The sequence below is a fragment of the Burkholderia pyrrocinia genome (genome assembly GCF_018417535.1).
GTDB lineage: Bacteria > Pseudomonadota > Gammaproteobacteria > Burkholderiales > Burkholderiaceae > Burkholderia > Burkholderia pyrrocinia_E.
Genome location: NZ_CP070978.1, coordinates 2,431,608 through 2,450,447, shown reverse-complemented (window position 1 = coordinate 2,450,447; position 18,840 = coordinate 2,431,608). Strand labels below are relative to the sequence as shown.

19 protein-coding genes are annotated in these 18,840 nt (G+C 68.4%); 14 read left to right on the top strand and 5 right to left on the bottom strand.

Annotated elements, in window-relative coordinates; genetic code table 11:
• Window positions 1-4: 4 nt before the first annotated feature.
• Together JYG32_RS29200 and JYG32_RS29195 are read right to left on the bottom strand one after the other, a co-directional pair.
• Window positions 5-406 (bottom strand): CopD family protein, encoded by a 402-nt coding sequence (locus tag JYG32_RS29200; protein WP_174381437.1) that lies wholly within the window; start codon window positions 404-406, stop codon window positions 5-7.
• Window positions 403-711, bottom strand: a complete 309-nt coding sequence (locus JYG32_RS29195; protein WP_174381438.1) for a DUF3817 domain-containing protein — start codon at window positions 709-711, stop codon at window positions 403-405. Before JYG32_RS29195 ends, JYG32_RS29200 begins: the two co-directional genes overlap by 4 nt.
• A gap of 107 nt (window positions 712-818) precedes the next feature.
• On the opposite strand from JYG32_RS29195, the gene JYG32_RS29190 reads away from it, so the two are divergent.
• The 4 genes from JYG32_RS29190 to JYG32_RS29175 all read left to right on the top strand — a co-directional run bounded on the left by JYG32_RS29190 (window position 819) and on the right by JYG32_RS29175 (window position 5,179).
• Window positions 819-1,766 carry a GlxA family transcriptional regulator gene (locus JYG32_RS29190; RefSeq protein ID WP_213265915.1) on the top strand — a complete coding sequence of 316 codons (948 nt, stop codon included), beginning with the start codon at window positions 819-821 and terminating at the stop codon, window positions 1,764-1,766.
• A gap of 142 nt (window positions 1,767-1,908) precedes the next feature.
• Complete coding sequence (locus JYG32_RS29185) at window positions 1,909-2,829, top strand: LysR substrate-binding domain-containing protein (protein ID WP_174381440.1); 921 nt, start codon at window positions 1,909-1,911, stop codon at window positions 2,827-2,829.
• A gap of 225 nt (window positions 2,830-3,054) precedes the next feature.
• Window positions 3,055-3,837, top strand: a complete 783-nt coding sequence (locus JYG32_RS29180) for an ABC transporter substrate-binding protein (RefSeq protein ID WP_174381441.1) — start codon at window positions 3,055-3,057, stop codon at window positions 3,835-3,837.
• Between the two features lie 226 nt (window positions 3,838-4,063).
• Window positions 4,064-5,179, top strand: a complete 1,116-nt coding sequence (locus JYG32_RS29175) for a succinylglutamate desuccinylase/aspartoacylase family protein (RefSeq protein ID WP_174381442.1) — start codon at window positions 4,064-4,066, stop codon at window positions 5,177-5,179.
• A 118-nt stretch (window positions 5,180-5,297) separates the two neighbouring features.
• Here the strand turns inward: JYG32_RS29175 and JYG32_RS29170 are convergent, their stop codons facing one another.
• Entirely contained in the window at window positions 5,298-6,104 is an 807-nt protein-coding gene (locus JYG32_RS29170) for a MetQ/NlpA family ABC transporter substrate-binding protein (protein ID WP_174381443.1), read from the bottom strand.
• A gap of 307 nt (window positions 6,105-6,411) precedes the next feature.
• On the opposite strand from JYG32_RS29170, the gene JYG32_RS29165 reads away from it, so the two are divergent.
• From JYG32_RS29165 to JYG32_RS29120, 10 genes are all read left to right on the top strand, one after another.
• Window positions 6,412-7,569, top strand: coding sequence for a porin (locus JYG32_RS29165; protein WP_213265914.1), 1,158 nt, complete (start codon window positions 6,412-6,414; stop codon window positions 7,567-7,569).
• A 206-nt stretch (window positions 7,570-7,775) separates the two neighbouring features.
• Window positions 7,776-8,036 carry a DUF2866 domain-containing protein gene (locus JYG32_RS29160; protein WP_011353838.1) on the top strand — a complete coding sequence of 87 codons (261 nt, stop codon included), beginning with the start codon at window positions 7,776-7,778 and terminating at the stop codon, window positions 8,034-8,036.
• A gap of 124 nt (window positions 8,037-8,160) precedes the next feature.
• Window positions 8,161-8,544, top strand: coding sequence for a DUF6232 family protein (locus JYG32_RS29155; protein ID WP_174381444.1), 384 nt, complete (start codon window positions 8,161-8,163; stop codon window positions 8,542-8,544).
• A 234-nt stretch (window positions 8,545-8,778) separates the two neighbouring features.
• Entirely contained in the window at window positions 8,779-9,006 is a 228-nt protein-coding gene (locus JYG32_RS29150) for a hypothetical protein (RefSeq protein ID WP_174381445.1), read from the top strand.
• Window positions 9,007-9,251: 245 nt separating this feature from the next.
• Entirely contained in the window at window positions 9,252-11,522 is a 2,271-nt protein-coding gene (locus tag JYG32_RS29145) for a TonB-dependent hemoglobin/transferrin/lactoferrin family receptor (RefSeq protein WP_213265913.1), read from the top strand.
• Between the two features lie 49 nt (window positions 11,523-11,571).
• Window positions 11,572-12,663, top strand: a complete 1,092-nt coding sequence (locus tag JYG32_RS29140) for a hemin-degrading factor (protein WP_213265912.1) — start codon at window positions 11,572-11,574, stop codon at window positions 12,661-12,663.
• A complete protein-coding gene (locus JYG32_RS29135; RefSeq protein WP_213265911.1) occupies window positions 12,660-13,577 on the top strand; it encodes a heme/hemin ABC transporter substrate-binding protein in 918 nt (305 codons plus the stop codon). Before JYG32_RS29140 ends, JYG32_RS29135 begins: the two co-directional genes overlap by 4 nt.
• A gap of 15 nt (window positions 13,578-13,592) precedes the next feature.
• Entirely contained in the window at window positions 13,593-14,681 is a 1,089-nt protein-coding gene (locus tag JYG32_RS29130) for a FecCD family ABC transporter permease (RefSeq protein ID WP_213265910.1), read from the top strand.
• A gap of 19 nt (window positions 14,682-14,700) precedes the next feature.
• The gene (locus tag JYG32_RS29125; protein WP_213265909.1) at window positions 14,701-15,522 is read left to right on the top strand and encodes a heme ABC transporter ATP-binding protein; all 822 of its coding nucleotides are present in this window, start codon (window positions 14,701-14,703) and stop codon (window positions 15,520-15,522) included.
• A 105-nt stretch (window positions 15,523-15,627) separates the two neighbouring features.
• Window positions 15,628-16,011, top strand: coding sequence for a VOC family protein (locus tag JYG32_RS29120; protein ID WP_213265908.1), 384 nt, complete (start codon window positions 15,628-15,630; stop codon window positions 16,009-16,011).
• A 21-nt stretch (window positions 16,012-16,032) separates the two neighbouring features.
• Here JYG32_RS29120 and JYG32_RS29115 read toward each other — a convergent pair whose 3' ends face one another.
• Together JYG32_RS29115 and JYG32_RS29110 are read right to left on the bottom strand one after the other, a co-directional pair.
• Window positions 16,033-16,644 (bottom strand): trimeric intracellular cation channel family protein, encoded by a 612-nt coding sequence (locus JYG32_RS29115; RefSeq protein ID WP_213265907.1) that lies wholly within the window; start codon window positions 16,642-16,644, stop codon window positions 16,033-16,035.
• An 8-nt stretch (window positions 16,645-16,652) separates the two neighbouring features.
• On the bottom strand, window positions 16,653-18,770 hold the full coding sequence (locus tag JYG32_RS29110; protein ID WP_213265906.1) for a penicillin-binding protein 1A: 2,118 nt from the start codon (window positions 18,768-18,770) through the stop codon (window positions 16,653-16,655).
• Window positions 18,771-18,840 lie beyond the last annotated feature (70 nt).

Here is an 18,840-nt window from a genome sequence, read left to right as displayed (position 1 = left end):
CGCATCAAAACGGCTTGATCACGACCAGCCCGACGACGATCCCCGTCGCGACCGCGACAGCGCCCGCTGCATGCCCGAGCCATTGCGCGGGCACGACGACGAGATCGTCGCGCTCCATGCGCCGCAGCGTGCCGGCCAGCATCCCGTGCAGCGCCGACAGCGCTGTCACGACCACCAGCTTCACCGACAGCCATGCAGCGCCGAACCAGTGCCCGCTCAGCGCGATCGCAATCCCCGTGATCCAGACGAGCGCGAGCGCGGGCGCCGTCACCGAACGATCCCAGCGCCGCACCGCGCGATGCACGGCGAGGTTGGCGATACGGACGCCGACGGACAGCATCAGCAGCCCGCCGACGAACGTGACGACGGCGACGACATGCGCGGCCTTGAGCAACAGGTAAATCATTGCGCGTGCCTCCTGCGTGCGATCCATCCGGCGCTCGCCAGCCCCGCAAACGGCACGACGGCCGACAGCACGAGCCGCGCGACGTCGCCCTTGCTCCACAGCCCGCTCGACGCGGTGCCGACGACCGCCCACGCGTACATCGCGAAAGCGATGCCGTGAATCGGCCCCATGATCGATACCGCAACCGGATAACCGGCCAGATGCTTGAGCGGCACGGCGATGCACACCAGCACGACGAGCGTGGTCGCCTCCAGCAGCGACAGGTACTGCAGGTTGCGCAACGCATTGCGATCGTCTTGTTTCATCGGCAGGCCTCCGGGTTGGTCCGCGGCAATTGTCGCGTGTGGTGCGGGTCCGATCCATTGGCTAAAATGACATCTTTAAACGGATTCTGGCCACGGCCTCGAACGCCATGCATACGGTCGCCGTCCTCGCTTTGCCCGATGTCGTCCCGTTCGATCTGGGCGTCGCATGCGACACGTTCGCGCGCGTGCGTTCGCCCGGCGTCACGCACGCGTACCGCGTGCGCGTGTGCAGCGAGCATGCGCGCGTCGCCGGCGACCTGTTCGAACTGCGGCCCGCGTTTCGCCTCGATGCGCTCGCCGACGCCGCCACGATCGTCGTCCCCGGCACGTCCGTGCCGCTCGCGCCCACGTCGCGCCGCGTGATCGCCGCCCTGCGCGCGGCGGCCGCGCGCGGTTGCCGGATCGCGTCGATCTGCAGCGGCGCGTTCGTGCTCGCGGAAGCCGGCCTGCTCGACGGCCTGCGCGCGACGACGCACTGGCTGGCGGCCGGCGAACTCGCGCGCCGCTACCCGAACGTGACGGTCGACCCGAACGTGCTGTTCATCGACAACGGGCAGATCCTGACGTCGGCCGGCGCAGCGGCCGGCCTCGATCTGTGTCTGCACATGATCCAGGCCGACTACGGCGCGGCGGTCGCCGTCGACGCCGCACGCTATGCGGTGGCGCCGCGCGTCCGCGAAGGCGGACAGGCGCAGTTCATCGCGCCGGAATGGCCGACCGGCACCGACGGGCTGCAAAGCCTGATGGACTGGTTGCAGGCGAACCTGCGCAAGCCGCTCACGCTCGACGCGATGGCCCGCCAGGCGTCGACGAGCGTGCGCACGCTGACCCGGCGCTTTCAGGAGCAGACGGGCACGTCGCCGCGGCAATGGCTGCAGACCGCGCGCGTCAGGCATGCGCAGCAGTTGCTCGAAGTCACGGAGCTGTCGATCGAACATGTCGCGACGGAGGCCGGGTTCGGTTCGGTCACCGCGTTTCGCGAGCGGTTCGCGCGCGTCGTCGGCATGTCGCCGCAGCGCTATCGTCACGCGTTCCGCGCGCGGTCCGGCGCATGACGTCCGCTGCGCATCGGCACGCGATGCTTCGACCCGACGACGTGAGCCCACGCGCGCACGATCATCAGGATTGCTGCCGAACACGACTGCCGCCCCACCTCGCCCGCCCAAGCCACACTTTCGCGCCAACCGGACCCGACCGATGACCCGCATCCGCAATCCCCTGAACATCGCGCAGCTCCAGGCGTTCGTCTCTGCCGCGCATCTCAAGAGCCTGCGCGCCGCCGCTCGCGAACTCGGCGTCACGCAGCCCGCGATCACGCACACGATCCGCGAACTCGAAACGGCGCTCAACGCGGAGCTGCTCGCGCGCAGCGTGCGCGGCGTCGAGCTGACCGCCTGCGGCCACGCGCTGCTGCCGCGCGCCGAGCAGTTGCTTGGCGACATCCGCCGCACGGTCGAGGCCGTCGAGCAGGTGAAAGGCGAGATGTCGGGGCGCGTCGCGGTCGGCACGATGCCGTCGATCGCGCTGACGGCGCTGCCGCGCGCGGTAACGGCATTCCGCCGGTCGATGCCGAACGTCAACCTGCATCTTGTGGAAGTGACGGTGCCCGACGCGCTCGCGCAGCTGCGCAACGGCACGCTCGACATCGCTGCGATGCATCATGTGCCCGCGCTCGACCGCGATTTCACGCAATCGCCGCTGTTGTCGACCGAATTCACCGTCGTGATGCGCGAAGGCCACCCGCTCGCGCATGCGCGCCGTTTAGAGGAACTGCTCGACGCCGAGTGGATCGTCACCGTCGGCGCCGAGCAGTTTCCGCACAGCGTGATGGTCGGGATGTTCGAGGCGCACGGGCTGCCGCTGCCGAAGCGCCTGCTGAGATCGCCGATGTCGTTCGCGGTGACGCTCGGGCTCGTCGCACGCTCGGACGTGATCGGCTGCTTCACGCGTCCGCTCGCCGCGATGGTCGCGCCGCTCGGCATCCGCACGGCCGAACTCGACGAAAGCATGCCGCGCTTCGACCTGTCGATCATCGCGCGGCGCGACATGCTGCCCACGCCCGCCGTTTCGCAATTCGTCACGTGCCTGCAGCGGGCGGTCAACGAAACGCTCGGCTGAATCGTTCCTGTGTCTGAAACGGCGGCGCACCCGACGCGCCGCCGCCGGGCCCGGTATCGGGGCTTGTCCTAGGCGCCCTGCCGGTATTTTGTCTTGATAATCTCCGCACGTCGCGCGCCCGCATCGGGCGGGCGAAACGGACAGTCCGGCGCGAAGCCGTGCCGGACCGAAGGCTTACGGCGCGGCACAACCGCGCACCCATCGAACAAAACGAGGAGTCACCGAGTGAAAAAGATTCTTGCGGCTGTGACCGTTGCCCTGCTCGCCGTATCGGCCGGCAGCGCGTACGCGAAGGACTGGTCGACCGTGCGGTTCGGCGTCGACGCAAGCTACCCGCCTTTCGAATCGAAAGGCGCCGACGGCAAGGTGGTCGGCTTCGACGTCGATCTCGGCAACGAAATCTGCCGCCGCATCAACGCGAAGTGCGTGTGGATCGAAAACGACTTCGACGGGATGATCCCGGCGCTGAAGGCCCGCAAGTTCGACGGCGTGCTGTCGTCGATGTCGATGACGCCGGCGCGTCAGGAACAGATCGCGTTCTCGGCGAAGCTGTTCAACACGCCGACGCGCCTCGTCGCGAAGAAGGGCGCCGGCCTGATGCCGACGGCCGAATCGCTGAAGGGCAAGTCGGTCGGCGTCGAGCAGGGCACGATCCAGGAAACCTACGCGAAGACCTACTGGGCATCGAAGGGCGTGAACGTCGTGCCTTACCAGAACCAGGACCAGGTCTACGCCGACCTGATCTCCGGCCGTCTGGACGGCGCGCTGCAGGACGCGGTGCAAGCCGAGATCGGCTTCCTGAAAACGCCGCGCGGCGCGAACTTCGATTTCGCCGGCAAGGATATCGACGATCCGAAGACGCTCGGCGAAGGCGCCGGCATCGGCCTGCGCAAGGAAGACACCGACCTGAAGGCGAAGATCGACGGCGCGATCGCCGGCATGCGCAAGGACGGCACGTACGCGAAGATCGCGAAGAAGTACTTCGATTTCGACGTCTACGGCAAGTAACACCGCAAGCAAGCGCACGATTCGCATCCGTGCAGACGGGCTCCGCAAGGAGCCCGTTTTTTTTTGCGCACGGCGCCGGGAACGTTATTTTTTTCGCGCCAAGCCGATGATTCTCAACGGAAAACTACGCGATCGGGTACCGGTTTGATGGGGGCGACGCAGGCAACGTACAATCGATCTTCCACGCACACCGGATCATTCGCGGCTGCGCCGCACTCCCCTCATCATGCAAACGCAGATCCATCCGCTGATTTCCCCCGCCGTCGGCACCGAACGCCAGATCACGAGCTTCCACTACGGCCCGCGCGGCGGCAAGAAGGTCTACATCCAGTCGTCGCTGCACGCGGACGAACTGCCCGGCATGCTGGTCGCCACGCTGCTGCGCCGCAAGATCGCCGCGCTCGAGACGGCCGGCAAGCTGCGCGGCGAAGTCGTCATCGTGCCCGTGCCGAACCCGATCGGCCTGTCGCAGCACGTGTTCGGCGATCACCTCGGCCGCTTCGAACTCGGCTCGATGCAGAATTTCAACCGCAATTTCTACGATCTCGCGGCGCTCGTGCTGCCGCGCGTCGAAAGCCGGCTCACGCACGACGCGCAGCGCAACCTCGCCGCCGTGCGCGCCGCGATGCGCGAAGCGCTCGACGAGCAGAAGCCGCGCACCGAGCTCGACTCGCAGCGCCTCGCGCTGCAGAAGCTGTCGTTCGACGCCGATATCGTGCTCGACCTGCACTGCGACAGCGATGCGGTGATGCACCTCTATACGAATCCCGATCTGTGGGCGGACGTCGAGCCGCTGTCGCGCTATCTCGACGCACAGGCGTCGCTGCTCGCGCTGAATTCGGTCGGCAACCCGTTCGACGAGATCCACAGCTTCTGCTGGTCGGATCTGCGCAGCCGTTTCGGCGACCGCTTCCCGATCCCGAACGGCGCGATTTCCGTCACGGTGGAACTGCGCAGCGAACGCGACGTGTCGTACGAGTTTGCCGAAAAGGATGCGCAGGCGATCGTCGAATACCTGACCGAGCGCGGCGTCGTCGACGGCACGCCGGCGCCGCTGCCGCCGCTCGCGCATCCGGCCACGCCGCTCGCGGGCACCGATCCGCTCGTCGCGCCGGTGTCGGGCGTGATCGTGTTCCGAACGCCGGTCGGCGCGATGATCGAAGCCGGCCAGGCAGTGGCCGACATCGTCGATCCGCTGACCGATCGCGTCGTCACGCTGAAGAGCAGTGTGTCGGGCGTGCTGTACGCGCGCCAGATCGTGCGCTTCGCGACGGCCGGCATGGAAGTCGCGCGGATCGCCGGCGCGACCGCGATCCGCACGGGCTCGCTGCTGTCGGCCTGAGCGATCGGCCCGCGCGCCGGGCCGCGGCGCGCACCAACGAAATCGCCCGCTTGCGCGGGCGATTTGCTTTCCGGGTCGTCGGTATCCGGCGATCCGGCCGGCCGGTACGCGTGAACGCTCAGAACGCCGGCACGATCGCGCCGCCGAACTTCTGGTCGATGAACTTGCGCACGTCGTCCGATTCATAGGCCGCGACGAGCTTCTTCACCCACGGCTTGTCCTTGTCCTGCGCGCGCACCGCGATCAGGTTCGCATACGGCCCGCGCAGATCCTCGATCGCGATCGCATCCTTCACCGGCGTGAGCCCCGCCTTCACCGCGTAGTCGGTGTTGATCGACGCGGCATCGACATCCGGCAGCGCGCGCGGCAACTGCGCGGCGTCGAGCTCGACGATCCTGATCTTCTTCGGATTCTCGGCGACGTCGAGCGGCGTCGCGTTCACGCCGTTCGTGCCGGCGCCCGCCTTCAGCTTGATCACCCCGTATTTCTGCAGCAGCAGCAGCGCGCGGTTGCCGTTCGACGGATCGTTCTGGATCCCGACCTTCGCGCCCGCCGGCAAGTCCTTCAGCGACTTGATCTTCTTCGAATAGAAGCCCATCGGCGCCGTGTAGGTGAGCCCCACGTTGACGATCCTGTAGCCGCGCTGCTTGATCTGGCTGTCGAGGAACGGCTGGTGCTGGAAGCCGTTCGCGTCGAGGTCGCCCGAATCGAGCGCCGCGTTCGGCTGCACGTAGTCGTTGAATTCGATGACCTTGATCGCGAGGCCTTCGCGCGCGGCCACTTTCGTCACTTCGGTCCAGATCTGCGCGTCGGGGCCGCTCATCGTGCCGATCTTCAGCGTTTGCGGGTCGGCGTGCGCGCCGGGCGCAGCGATTGCCAGCGCCGCGGCGAGTGCGCCGAGGCCGGTCAGGATCGAACGTCGCATGGTGTCCTCTTGTCCCGTGTCGTTGTTGAAGCACGGATCGTGGCACGGGGTCCGAACACCACCAACCAAGCTTATTTCATGTGCATATTCCCGATCCGGATCGAATCTCAGCCGAAATCGGTATAACTCCCCGCTATACAACCGGGCAGAATTCAGTGTCGCATCGGCGCCACAGATTCTTCATATGACAGTCGTTGTCATATTCATTACGTTGCTTACCGATAAAGTTGCGGCCGGTACGTGAAAGCGCCCATAGAGAGCGCCGGAACCGCAACTGGACACGCCATTTATTCGCTCGGAGAATCCTTTGAACAAGAAACTGTTGACCATCGCCGCCCTGGCAGCAACGGCCGGCACGGCGCACGCACAAAGCAGCGTGACCCTGTACGGCGTCATCGATGCCGGTATCAGCTACGTGAACCACAGCAAAACCGCCAACGGCGGCACGGGCAAGCTGTTCAAGTATGACGACGGCGTTGCCCAGGGCAGCCGTTGGGGCCTGCGCGGCACCGAAGACCTCGGTGGCGGCCTGAAGGCGATCTTCGTGCTCGAAAACGGCTTCAACAGCGGCAACGGCACGCTCGGCCAGGGCGGCGCGATCTTCGGTCGCCAGGCTTACGTCGGCCTGAGCCAGTCGCAATACGGCACGGTCACGTTCGGCCGCCAGTACTCGTTCTCGACCGACATCCTCGGCTCGAACTACTCGACGGGCGGCAACACGGTCGCGGGCAACTACGCGTACCACGTGAACGACATCGACCAGCTCACGTCGAGCCGCATCAACAACGCCGTGAAGTTCCAGAGCGCGAACTACTCGGGCTTCACGTTCGGCGCGTTGTACGGCTTCTCGAACTCGACGGACTTCGCCGGCGCAGCCGCGACGACGACGGGCACGACGACGACGGCAGGCTCGTCGCGCGCATACAGCTTCGGCCTGAACTACGCGAACGGCCCGCTGTCAGTCGGCGCCGCGTACACGGACATCCGCTTCCCGAGCCAGTCGACGCCGGCGTTCTCGACGACGATCGCGAACATCAGCACGGGCAACGTCCGCGACCTGCGCACCTACGGCGTCGGCGGCCGCTACGTCTGGGGCCCGGCAACGGCATGGCTGCTGTGGACGCGTACGCAGTTTTCGACCGTTTCGGGCGCGGGCGGCACGTTCTACAACGCGTACGAAGCAGGCGGCAAGTACGCCTTCACGCCGGCTCTGTCGGGCGGCATCGGCTACACGTACACGAACGCGACGCAGAACGGCAACTCGTGGCACTGGAACCAGGTCAACGGCATCGCCGACTACGCACTCAGCAAGCGTACGGACGTGTACGGCCTGGTCGTGTACCAGCAGGCATCGGGCCGGGGCGTGCAGGCGCAGATCGGCTCGAGCACGAGCTACTTCAATACGTCGGGCACGGGTTCGAAGAACCAGATCGCCGCACGTATCGGCATCCGTCACAAGTTCTAAAGCATCCGCTTAACTCGCGGATCACGACGGCAAGAAGCGCCCCGCTCCACGCGGGGCGCTTTTTTATGTGCTTTTAAGTTTCGCTTAATTCTGGGCTGAGAGGATGCTCTCACCCCCCCTGTTGGCCGCCTGAGCATCGGCGGCTTTTTTTTTACATGCCGACGGCGCCGCCATCGATTGCCCACAAGACAGGATCGGAGGCCATGATGATCGAAGATACCGTTTTCAGCCATCTGCACGCGATTCTGACGTGCCAACACTCGATGCCGGTCCAGAGCTGCCGCGTATCGGTCGAAATGCAGCGCCCGTGGGGCCGCCCGTACCGGCTCGTCGAATGGACGATGCATCTCGACGCACCCGCGCGGCGCCAGATCGTGCCGGCCGAATCGACCGACGAAGAGATCGCCGAGGTCGTCGCGTCGCACGTGCCGGGCCGGCTTTACGGCGACGGCCGGCTGCAGTTCTGAACGCCGCCCTGTTCCACCCGCTTCCCGTATTCCGGCCGCCCCGCACGCATCGTGCGGCAGTCGGTCTCGTTTGACGCGGCAACGAAACCTGCTACGCTGCGCGTTTTCGTCCACGCAACACACGATGGAAAACGCATTCAACGAACGCGGCGTCATGATCACGCGCAACGGCCTGTCGGCCGCCGGGCAGGTATTCGCACTGCGTGACATCCGCCACGTCGACGTCGTCAAGATTCCGAAGAACCGCCTCGTTCCGTTGCTGATCGCGCTGATCGGCGCGGCCGTCGCCATCGCCGGCGGCATCGGCGCATCGAGCGCCGCGCTCGTCGTCGGCGTGATGCTCGCCGTCGTCGGCTATCTCGCCTGGGCCACGCAGGACGTCACGTATCGCCTGATGGTCGAGATGCCCGACGGCAAGCGCGAAGCGCTGTCGAGCGTCGACGCCGAGTTCGTCGAACGCGTCGCGCAGGTCGTGCGCGATGCGCAGGCCGCAACGGCAGCCGGCTGATTCCGTTCGCATCCCTTGCACGCTTCGGTTCGCGGCTGCCGATGCGCGCGGCGTGTTTCGGCTCGCTCGCCACATCGCCACATCGCCACATCGCCACATCGCCACATCGGACCGTCGCGTCTCCATCGCATCGCGTTCCCGCCGCATCCTCGCAAGCACCGCGCCTGCGCTGCGCACGCCGACCGCCTAGTATGGAAAGAGCGGCCCGCCGCCGCATCGTCCGAGGAGGTCGGCATGAACGCCCAATTGCTGTCCGGCATGCTTCGCGCGCAGGAACTGCTGCTCGTGTCGATGATCCGCGCGCTTCCCCTTGACGAACGCCGCGCGCTCGTCGACCTCTACACCGAACAGATCGCGTTCGCCGAACAGGCGGGCCTCGAAAGTCACAGCGATCGCGCGACGCACGATGCGTTCATCGCGCATGCGCGCAACCTGCTGATCCGCATCGAAGCGCTGGCCTAGCGCTGGCGCGCCGGCGCGTTTCTCCCGAATTCCCCACCGCGGCTCGCCCGGGCCGCGCAGGTAAGCGCTCACCCACACGGGCCGCTTTCCTTCCTTGTATTGATAATAATTCTCATTTACACTGGTAAAGTTATCAGTTGCCTTTCAATTCGCCGTTCGCCGCATGCCGCGCGCGGACGGGCCAGCCAGGTGAACGCGTCACCCAGCCAGCCTTCGGGCTTGTCATCGTCAATGGGAGACCACCTGTGCATTGCTATACGCTGGCGCGGCGGCCGATCTGCGCCGCACTGTTCGGCGCGGTCGGCCTGTCCGCCGCCCCGGCTCACGCCGATTCGTCGCCGCAAGGCGCCGCCCGCCCTTCTGCCGTCCTCGTCGCCGCGTCCACGCGCGGCGATGCGGCGCTGCTCGACCCCGTCACCGTCACGGCCACCCGCACCGCCACCGCTGCGAGCCGCACGGCGGCGTCCGTGTCGGTGATCACCGACGAGGATCTCGACGAGCAACAGGCCACCAACATCAAGGACGCGCTGCGCTACGAGCCCGGCGTCACGGTGCGGCGCACCGCGTACCGGCCCGGCAGCGCCGCGCTCGGCGGAGGCCGCGACGGCGATTCGAGCATCAACATCCGCGGCCTCGAAGGCAATCGCGTGCTGCTGATGGAAGACGGCATCCGCCTGCCGAACGCGTTTTCGTTCGGTCCGCTCGAAGCGGGGCGCGGCGACTACGCCGATCTCGACACGCTCAAGCGCATCGAGATCCTGCGCGGGCCGGCCTCCGCGCTTTACGGCAGCGACGGCCTGACCGGCGCGGTGAACTTCATCACGAAGGATCCGCGCGACCTGCTGTCGATCTACAACAAGCCCTACTATTTCTCGTTCCGGCCGGGCTACGACTCGGCCGACCGCAGCATCGGCGCGACCGTGTCGGCCGCGGGCGGCAACGACCGCGTGCAGGGGATGATCATCGCCGACGGCCGGCGCGGCCACGAGGTCGACACGCGCGGCAGCAACAACTCGGCGAGCACGCTGCGCACGACGTCGAATCCGCAGGACGTCTATTCGGAATCGCTGCTCGGCAAGCTCGTGCTGACGCCCACCGCGCGCGACACGATCAAGTTCACCGCGGAAACCGTGCAGCGGCGCGTGAGCACCGACGTGCTGTCCGCGATCAATCCGCCGAATACGCTCGGCCTCACGACGAACGACCGGCTCGAGCGCAACCGCTTCAGCGTCGACTACGACTTCCGCGACGACGCGTTCCGCTGGTTCCAGACCGCGCACGTGCAGTTCTACTACCAGGGCGCGAAGCAGGATCAATACGCGTTCGAGACGCGCGGCGCGCCGCTGAAATCGCGCTCGCGCGACAACCAGTACAAGGAACGCACGTTCGGCGGCTCCGCGTTCGCCGAAAGCGGCTTCGCGACCGGCCCGCTCGCGCACAAGCTGCTCTATGGCGTCGACGGCAGCCTGTCGCGCGTGACGAACATGCGCGACGGCACGGTGCCGGGCGTCGGCGAAGCGTTCCCGAACAAGGCGTTCCCCGACACCGACTACACGCTGTTCGGCGCGTTCGTACAGGACCAGATCGGCTACGGCCGCCTGCTCGTCACGCCGGGCCTGCGCTTCGACACGTACCGGCTGAGCCCGACCGAAAACGATCCGCTGTTCACCGGCAAGGCCGTGTCGACGAGCGCGAACGAACTGTCGCCGCGCGTCTCGGTGCTGTACGAGATCACGCCCGCGCTGATTCCGTACGTGCAGTACGCGCACGGCTTCCGCGCGCCGACGCCCGACCAGGTGAACAGCAGCTTCTCGAACCCGGTGTACGGCTACACGTCGATCGGCAACCCGAACCTGAAGCCCGAGACGAGCGACACGTTCGAAGCCGGGCTGCGCGGCAAGGCCGGCACGGGCTACGGCGTCGTGCGCTACAGCGCGGCCGCGTTCACGGGCCGCTACCGCAACTTCATCTCGCGCACGACGATCGCCGGCAGCGGCCGGCCGGCCGACCCGTTCGTGTTCCAGTACGTGAACTTCGCCGACGCGCGCATCCACGGCCTCGAAGGCCGCGCCGAATGGGCGATGCCGAACGGCATCACGCTGAAGACGGCGATGGCGTTCACGAAGGGTTCGACGCAGAACAACGGCGCGGCCAGCCAGCCGCTCAACACGGTCAACCCGTTCTCGGCCGTGTTCGGCGTGCGCTACGAGCCGGGCGAGCGCTGGTTCGTGCAAACCGACCTGCTGTTCCAGGCCGCGAAACGCGGCAAGGACATCGACAAGTCCGACTGTTCGAACAAGGCGTGTTTCGCGCCGCCGTCGTCGTTCGTCGTCGACCTGCGCGGCGGCTATCGCTTCAACAAGCACGTGAGCGCGACGATCGGCATCCGCAACCTGTTCGACCGCAAGTACTGGAACTGGTCGGACGTGCGCGGCATCGCGGCCGATTCGCAGGTGCTCGATGCGTATACGTCGTCCGGACGCACGGTCGCCGTCAGCATGAAAGTGGATTTCTGATGCGCGGCGCCCGCGCTACCACCCCAACCGTTACTTGAAGGAGTCCGACATGATGCAATCCGCCCTTCCCGGTCAACCGGCCAGCCCGGCCCGCGCGGCCGCCGCATTGCGCGACGCGTTCATCAAGCTCAAGACCGAGCGCCAGTTGCGCAACCGCGACGTTGCGCAGGCGCTCGGCGTCAGCGAAGGCGAGGCGCTCGCCGCGTTCGTCGGCGAGCACGTCGTGCGGCTCGACGCGCGCTTTCCGGCGATGTTCGAGGAAATGCCGCGCCTCGGCCGCGTGATGGCGCTCACGCGCAACGACACGGCCGTCCACGAGAAGGACGGCGAATATGCGCAGATGAGCCACGATGGCCCCGTCGGCCTCGCGCTCGGCGACATCGACCTGCGGATCTTCTATCGCCACTGGGCGTCGGCGTTCGCGGTGCGCGACGAAACCGTGCACGGCCCGCTGAAGAGCCTGCAGTTCTTCGACGCGCAGGGCCATGCGATCCACAAGGTCTACCTGCGCGCGCACAGCGACCACGCCGCGTACGACGCGTTCGTCGAACGCTGGCGCGCGCCATCGCAGGAGCCGGGCCTCGAAGTCGTGCCCGCCGCGCCGAAGACGCCCGAGCGTGCCGACACCGAGATCGACGTCGCGGGCTTCCGCGCCGCGTGGGATGCGATGACCGATACGCACCAGTTCTTCGGCATCACGCAGCGCTTCGGCGTGAGCCGCATGCAGGCGCTGCGCCTCGCCGATCCGCAATACGCGTATCCGGTCGAAACCGCGCGTGCGCTGCGCCACGTGCTCGAACAGGCCGCGCAGAGCGGCCAGCCGATCATGGTGTTCGTCGGCAATGCGGGGATGATCCAGATCCATACGGGCCCCGTCGCGAACGTGCGCGAAGTCGGCGCGTGGATCAACGTGCTCGACCCGGGCTTCAACCTCCATGTGCGCGAGGACCTGATCGCCGCCGCGTGGGTCGTGAAGAAACCGACGAGCGACGGCATCGTCACGTCGCTCGAACTGTTCGACCGCCAGGGCGACCACGTCGCGCTGCTGTTCGGCGAGCGCAAGCCCGGCAAGGTCGAGCGCGACGACTGGCGCGCGCTCGTCGCGACGCTGCCGTCGGCTGCACGCGGGGACGCACGGTGAGCGCGCGGTCGTTCGATCCGCGGCGCCGCGCGGTGCTGGCGGGCACGGTTGCCGGCGCGCTCGCGGGCGCGCTGCCGGGCAGCGTGCTCGCACAAGTTGCGCAGGCCGCGCCGAAGCGCGTGATCGTGATCGGCGGCGCGCTCGCGGAAACCGCGTTCGCGCTCGGCGGTGCCGAAACGCGCCGCTACCGGCTCGTCGGCGCCGACACGACCTGCACCTACCCCGACGCCGCGAAGCGCCTGCCGAAGGTCGGCTACCAGCGCGCGCTGTCGGCCGAGGGGCTGCTGTCGCTGCGGCCCGATCTCGTGCTCGCGTCGGCCGAAGCCGGCCCGCCCACTGCGATCGCGCAGGTGAAAAGTGCCGGTGTCGCGGTGACGACGTTCGACGAACGCCACGACGTCGAGTCGGTGCGCGCGAAGATCACCGGCGTCGCGCAGGCACTCGACGTGCGCGACGCCGGCACCGCGCTGCTGCAGCGCTTCGATCGCGACTGGCAGGCCGCACGTGACGCGGTCGCCGCGCGCGCACCCGGCGGCGCGCAGCCGCCGCGCGTGCTGTTCGTGCTGAACCATACCGGCAACCAGGCGCTCGTCGCCGGCCAGCGCACGGCCGCCGACGCGATGATCCGCTACGCGGGCGCGCGCAACGCGATGCAGGGCTTCGATCACTACAAGCCGCTGACGACCGAGGCGCTCGCGGCCGCCGCGCCCGACGTCGTGCTGATCTCCGACGAAGGGCTCGCGGCCGTCGGCGGCCGCGCCGCGCTGCTCGCCACACCCGGCTTCGGCGCGACGCCGGCCGGCCGCGCGCAACGCGTGGTATCGCTCGATGCGCTGTTCCTGCTCGGCTTCGGCCCGCGCCTGCCGCGCGCCGTCACGACCCTGCACCGACGCCTGTCGGATGCGCTCGCCTGATTCCGGACTGCCCCGATGCCCGCTCACGCTTCGCCTTTCCCCGCGCCATCGCCCGCCTCGCGCCCCGGCGCCGCGCGCGTCGGCACGTCGCGCCGCTTCGCGCCGTTCGCGCTGGCCGCGCTCGCGTGCCTCGTGTGCGCGATGTCCGTCGTCGCGCTGTGCGTTGGCGCGTACCGCATTCCGCTCGCGGAGGCATGGGCGGCGCTGACCGGCGATGCGGCCGCGCAGCAGGCGCGCGCGGTGCTGCTCGACATTCGCGCGCCGCGCGTCGCGCTCGCGCTGCTGGTCGGCGGCGGCTTCGGCGCGACCGGCGTCGCGATGCAGGCGCTGTTCCGCAATCCGCTCGCCGATCCGGGGCTCGTCGGCGTGTCGAGCGGCGCCGCGCTCGGCGCGACGACAATGATCGTGCTGGGCCCCGTCCTCTTTGCTTCACACGTGAGCGCGGCCGCATTGCCCGTCGCGGCCTTCGCGGGCGCGCTCGCGGTCGCGACGCTCGTCTACCGGCTCGCCGCATCGCGCGGCCGGCTCGCGCTGCCGCTGCTGCTGCTTGCCGGCATCGCGATCAACGCGCTGGTCGGCGCCGCGATCGGGCTGCTCACGTTCGTCGCCGACGACGCGCAGTTGCGCTCGCTGACCTTCTGGAGCCTCGGCAGCCTCGGCGGCGCGCAATGGTCCGCGCTGGCGGCCGTCGCACCGTGCGTCGCGATCGGCTGCGTGCTGCTCGCACGTGAACGCGATGCACTCAATGCGCTGCAGCTTGGCGAAACCGAGGCGCTGCATCTCGGCGTGCCGGTGCAGCGGCTGAAGCGGCGCGTGCTCGTCGCGGTCGCGCTCGCGGTCGGCGCGCTCGTGTCGTGCGCGGGCATCATCGGCTTCATCGGGCTCGTCGCGCCGCATTGCGTGCGCCTCGCGTGCGGCCCCGATCAGCGCGTCGTGCTGCCCGGCGCCGCATTGCTCGGCGCGTTGCTGACGCTCGCCGCCGATCTCGCCGCGCGCACGATCGCCGCGCCCGCCGAAATTCCGCTCGGCGTGCTGACCGCGCTGCTCGGCGCGCCGTTCTTTCTCGCGCTGCTGTGGAAGAGCCGCGGCGCGCTCGGCGCGTAACCCTTCCGTCACGACGATCATGCTGACCGCCCACCACCTCGACGTCGCTCGCCGACACAACGCCATCCTTCGCGACCTGTCGCTGTCGATCGAGCCCGGCCGCGTGACCGCGCTGCTCGGCCGCAACGGCGCGGGCAAGAGCACGCTGCTGAAGACCTTCGCCGGCGAACTGACCGGCAGCGTCGCGCCGAACAGCGTGCGCGTGACGGGCGACATCACGCTGAACGGCGAACCGCTCGCGCGCATCGATGCGCCAAGGCTCGCGTGCCTGCGCGCGGTGCTGCCGCAGGCCGCGCAACCGGCCTTCCCGTTCAGCGTCGACGAAATCGTGCTGCTCGGCCGCTATCCGCATGCGCGGCGCAGCGGTGCGACGTCGCACCGCGATCGCGACATCGCGTGGCACGCGCTCGAACGCGCGGGTGCCGAAACGCTCGTCGGCCGCGATGTCACGACGCTGTCGGGCGGCGAACTCGCACGCGTGCAGTTCGCGCGTGTGCTCGCGCAGCTGTGGCCGGACGACGACACGATGGAAAACGGCCCGCGTTACCTGCTGCTCGACGAGCCGACCGCCGCGCTCGATCTCGCGCATCAGCACCGCTTGCTCGATACCGTGCGTGCGGTCGCACGCGAATGGCGGCTCGGCGTGCTCGCGATCGTCCATGACCCGAACCTCGCCGCGCGGCACGCGGATACGATCGCGATGCTCGCCGACGGCACGATCGTCGCGCATGGCACCCCGCGCGACGTGATGACGCCCGCGCATATTGCGCAGTGCTACGGATTCGCGGTGAAGATGGTGGAAACCGGCGACGGTACGCCGCCGGTGATGGTACCCGCGTAGCGCAGACGCTTACTGCGCGGTCGTCGTGTCGCTCGATGCCCTCCCTTGCCTTCTACAGCGACTTTCACCTGACATCATTCGTGCATCGCCCTCGAGGAGACCCACATGCCGCTTCCGATGACCCGCATCATCCTGTACGTCCGCGACGTCGCGTTGCAGAAGGCGTTCTACCAACGGTATTTCGACTTGCCCGTCACCGAGGAAATCGACGATGAATGGGTCGTGCTCGACGCGGGCGCGGTCGAACTGGCGCTGCATCGGGCGGGCCCGGCGTTTCGCCAGGCAGCCTCGTCCGTGCATGCGAATGCCGACGCAAGCACCGTGAAGCTCGTCTTCTCCATCGCCCCCGATATCGACGCGCATCGCGACCGGCTCGCCCGCGATGGCGTGACCGTGCGCGATCTCAAGCGCTACGACGGCTTCGCGTACCGGATGTATGACGGCCTCGATCCGGAGGGCAATGTCTTTCAGGTGATGCAGCCGGACTGAATGTCGGCGCGCGGGCCGTGCTCAATGCTCGACATCCGCCGCACCGAAGGTCCGCATCTTCCACCCGAGCCGTACCGCGAGCATCCGCATCGAGAATCCGGCCGCCAGCGCGACCACCGTCGCGAAACCCGCATCGATGCCGACATGCTGGATCCCGACGTACAGCGTGCCCGTGACGAACGCGACGCTCGCGTACAGCTCCTCGCGCAGGATCAGCGGCATCTCGTTGCACAGCAGGTCGCGCAGCATTCCGCCGCACACGCCCGTGATCGCGCCGGCCAGCACGACGATGATCGGCGCCGTGCCGGTCGATGCGCCGATGTCGCAGCCGATGATCGTGAACGCCGCGAGGCCGATCGCGTCGACGGTGACGAACAGCGTCTTCATCCGCGCGACATGCCGGGCGACCCACGACGCGACGGTTGCCGCGACGAGCGTGATCACGAGGTATTCGGGATGCGCGATCCAGCCGAGCGGGTAGTGGCCGAGCAGCACGTCGCGCACGGTGCCGCCGCCGAGCGCCGTCACCGCGCCGACCAGCGCGAGCCCGAAGCGGTCCATTCCGCGCCGCATGCCCATCAGCGCCCCCGACATCGCTTCCGCGACGATCGCAATCAGATAGAGCGTATGCATGGCGCGCGTCAGTCGTCGGTCCGGAACAGGTCGAGCACGCGTTCGCGCTCGGCCGCATCGACCGCGGCGGGCATCGGCTCGTCAGGCTTGCCGTTGCCGGCAGGCGCGTCGGACGCGTCCTGCACAGCCGCGCCGCCGCATGCAAAACGGCTGCGGATGTACGGCGGCACGTCGGCCGTGCACGCGCCGCGCGTGTATTCGGCGTAGACGAAGTCGCCATCGACCAGCGCGACGTCCTGCGGCGGTGAAGCATCGACCGGCGTGCGCCCGTCGACGGCCGTCTTCATGTAGTCGAGCCAGACCGGCAGCGCCAGCGTCGCGCCGGTCGCGCGCCCCATCGGGCGCGGCGTGTCGTAACCGAGCCACGCGACCGCGACGATGCCCGACGAGTAGCCGGCGAACCACACGTCCTTCGAGCCGTTCGACGTGCCCGTCTTGCCTGCCGCGTCGTCGCGGCGCAGCGCGAGCGCGCCGCGCGCGGTGCCGGAGCGCACGACGTCGCGCAGCATGCTGTCCATCACGAACGCGTTGCGCGACGACACGACGCGCTCGCCTGCCGGTGCGGTCGCCTCGTACATCGCGCCGCCGTGACGCTGCTTCACCGACAGGATCAGGCGCGGCTCCATCCGCGTCCCGCCGTTCGCGAACACGCTGTACGCGCTCGCGAGTTCCAGCGGCGTCACCGCGCCCGCGCCGAGCGCGAGCGGCAGCGATGCCGGATTGCGCTGCGCGTCGAAACCGAAGTGCGCCGCGTGCTGCTGCACGTAGCGCGCGTCGGCGGCCTGCATCAGGCTGACCGCGACCAGGTTCTTCGAGCGCACGAGCCCGCGCCGCACCGGGATGAAACCCTCGTAGCGGTTGCCGAAATTGCGCGGACGCCACGGCCGCGCACCGGTTTCCGCATGCGTGAGCGTGCGCTGCGTATCGTCGACGAGCACGCCGGGGAAGTAGCCCTTCTCCAGCGCCGCCGAATAGACGAACGGCTTGAAGCTCGAGCCCGGCTGGCGGTACGCCTGCAGCGCATGGTCGAACACGTTGCGCTTGAAATCCGCGCCGCCGACGAGCGCGAGCATGTCGCCGGTCGCCGCATCGAGCGACACGAGCGCGCCTTCGAGCCCGTTGCGCGCATCGCGCTTCGCGCGTGGCTGCCGGCTCAGCGTACGTTCGAGCGCGGCTTCGGCCGCGCGCTGGTCGCGCATCGAGACCGTCGTCGTCACGTCGAGGCCGAGCGTATAGGCATCGTCGTGAAAACGCTCGACCATCATGCGGCGCGCGCGCTCGGCAACGTACGGCGCGGCGACGATCCCGGGCGGCGGCGTGGTCGCCAGCGCGATCGGCGCATCGACGGCCGCGCGGTACGTCGCGTCGTCGAGCTGGCCGAGCGCATGCATCCGGCCGAGCACATAGTTGCGCCGCGCCGTTGCGCGCGCCGGGTTGACGACCGGGTTGAACGCGGACGGCGCCTTCGGCAGCCCCGCGAGCACGGCCGCCTCGCCCGCGCTCAGCGCGTCGAGCGGCTTGCCGAAATACACGTTCGCGGCGGCCGCGAAACCGTATGCGCGCTCGCCCAGGTAGATCTCGTTCATGTACAGCTCGAGCAGCTTGTCCTTGCTGTATTCGCGTTCGAGTTTGGCCGCCATCAGGATCTCGGCGAGCTTGCGGCTCAGCACCTTGTCGCGCGTCAGGTAGAAGTTGCGCGCGACCTGCATCGTGATCGTGCTGCCGCCCTGCCCCGGCTGCCCCGTCACGACGTTCGCGAACGTCGCACGCGCGAGGCCGCCGAAATCGACCGCGCCGTGCTGGTAGAACTTTGCGTCCTCCGCGGCGAGCAGTGCCTGACGCATCAGCGGCGGAATGCGTTCGAGCGGCACGAACTCGCGCCGCTCGACGCCGTATTCGGCCAGCAAGTCGCCGTCGCGCGAGAAGATCCGCAGCGGCAGCGCGGGACGATAGACGGCCAGGTGCTCGACGGACGGCAGCTGCGTCCAGATGCGCTGGATCGTCCATGCGCCGATGCCCGCGCATGCGAGCGTCAGCCCGAACAGCGCGCCCGCGAGCGTGCGCCACACGCGTCGGCGGCACGGCGGCGCGGGTTGCGGCGGAGGGGAAGCGGTGTGGTCGGTCATGTCGGGCTCCTTCTTCGAGGCCGCGACGGTCGGCGCGCGATACGCGCCGACCGGTCACGGAAGGCGCGCA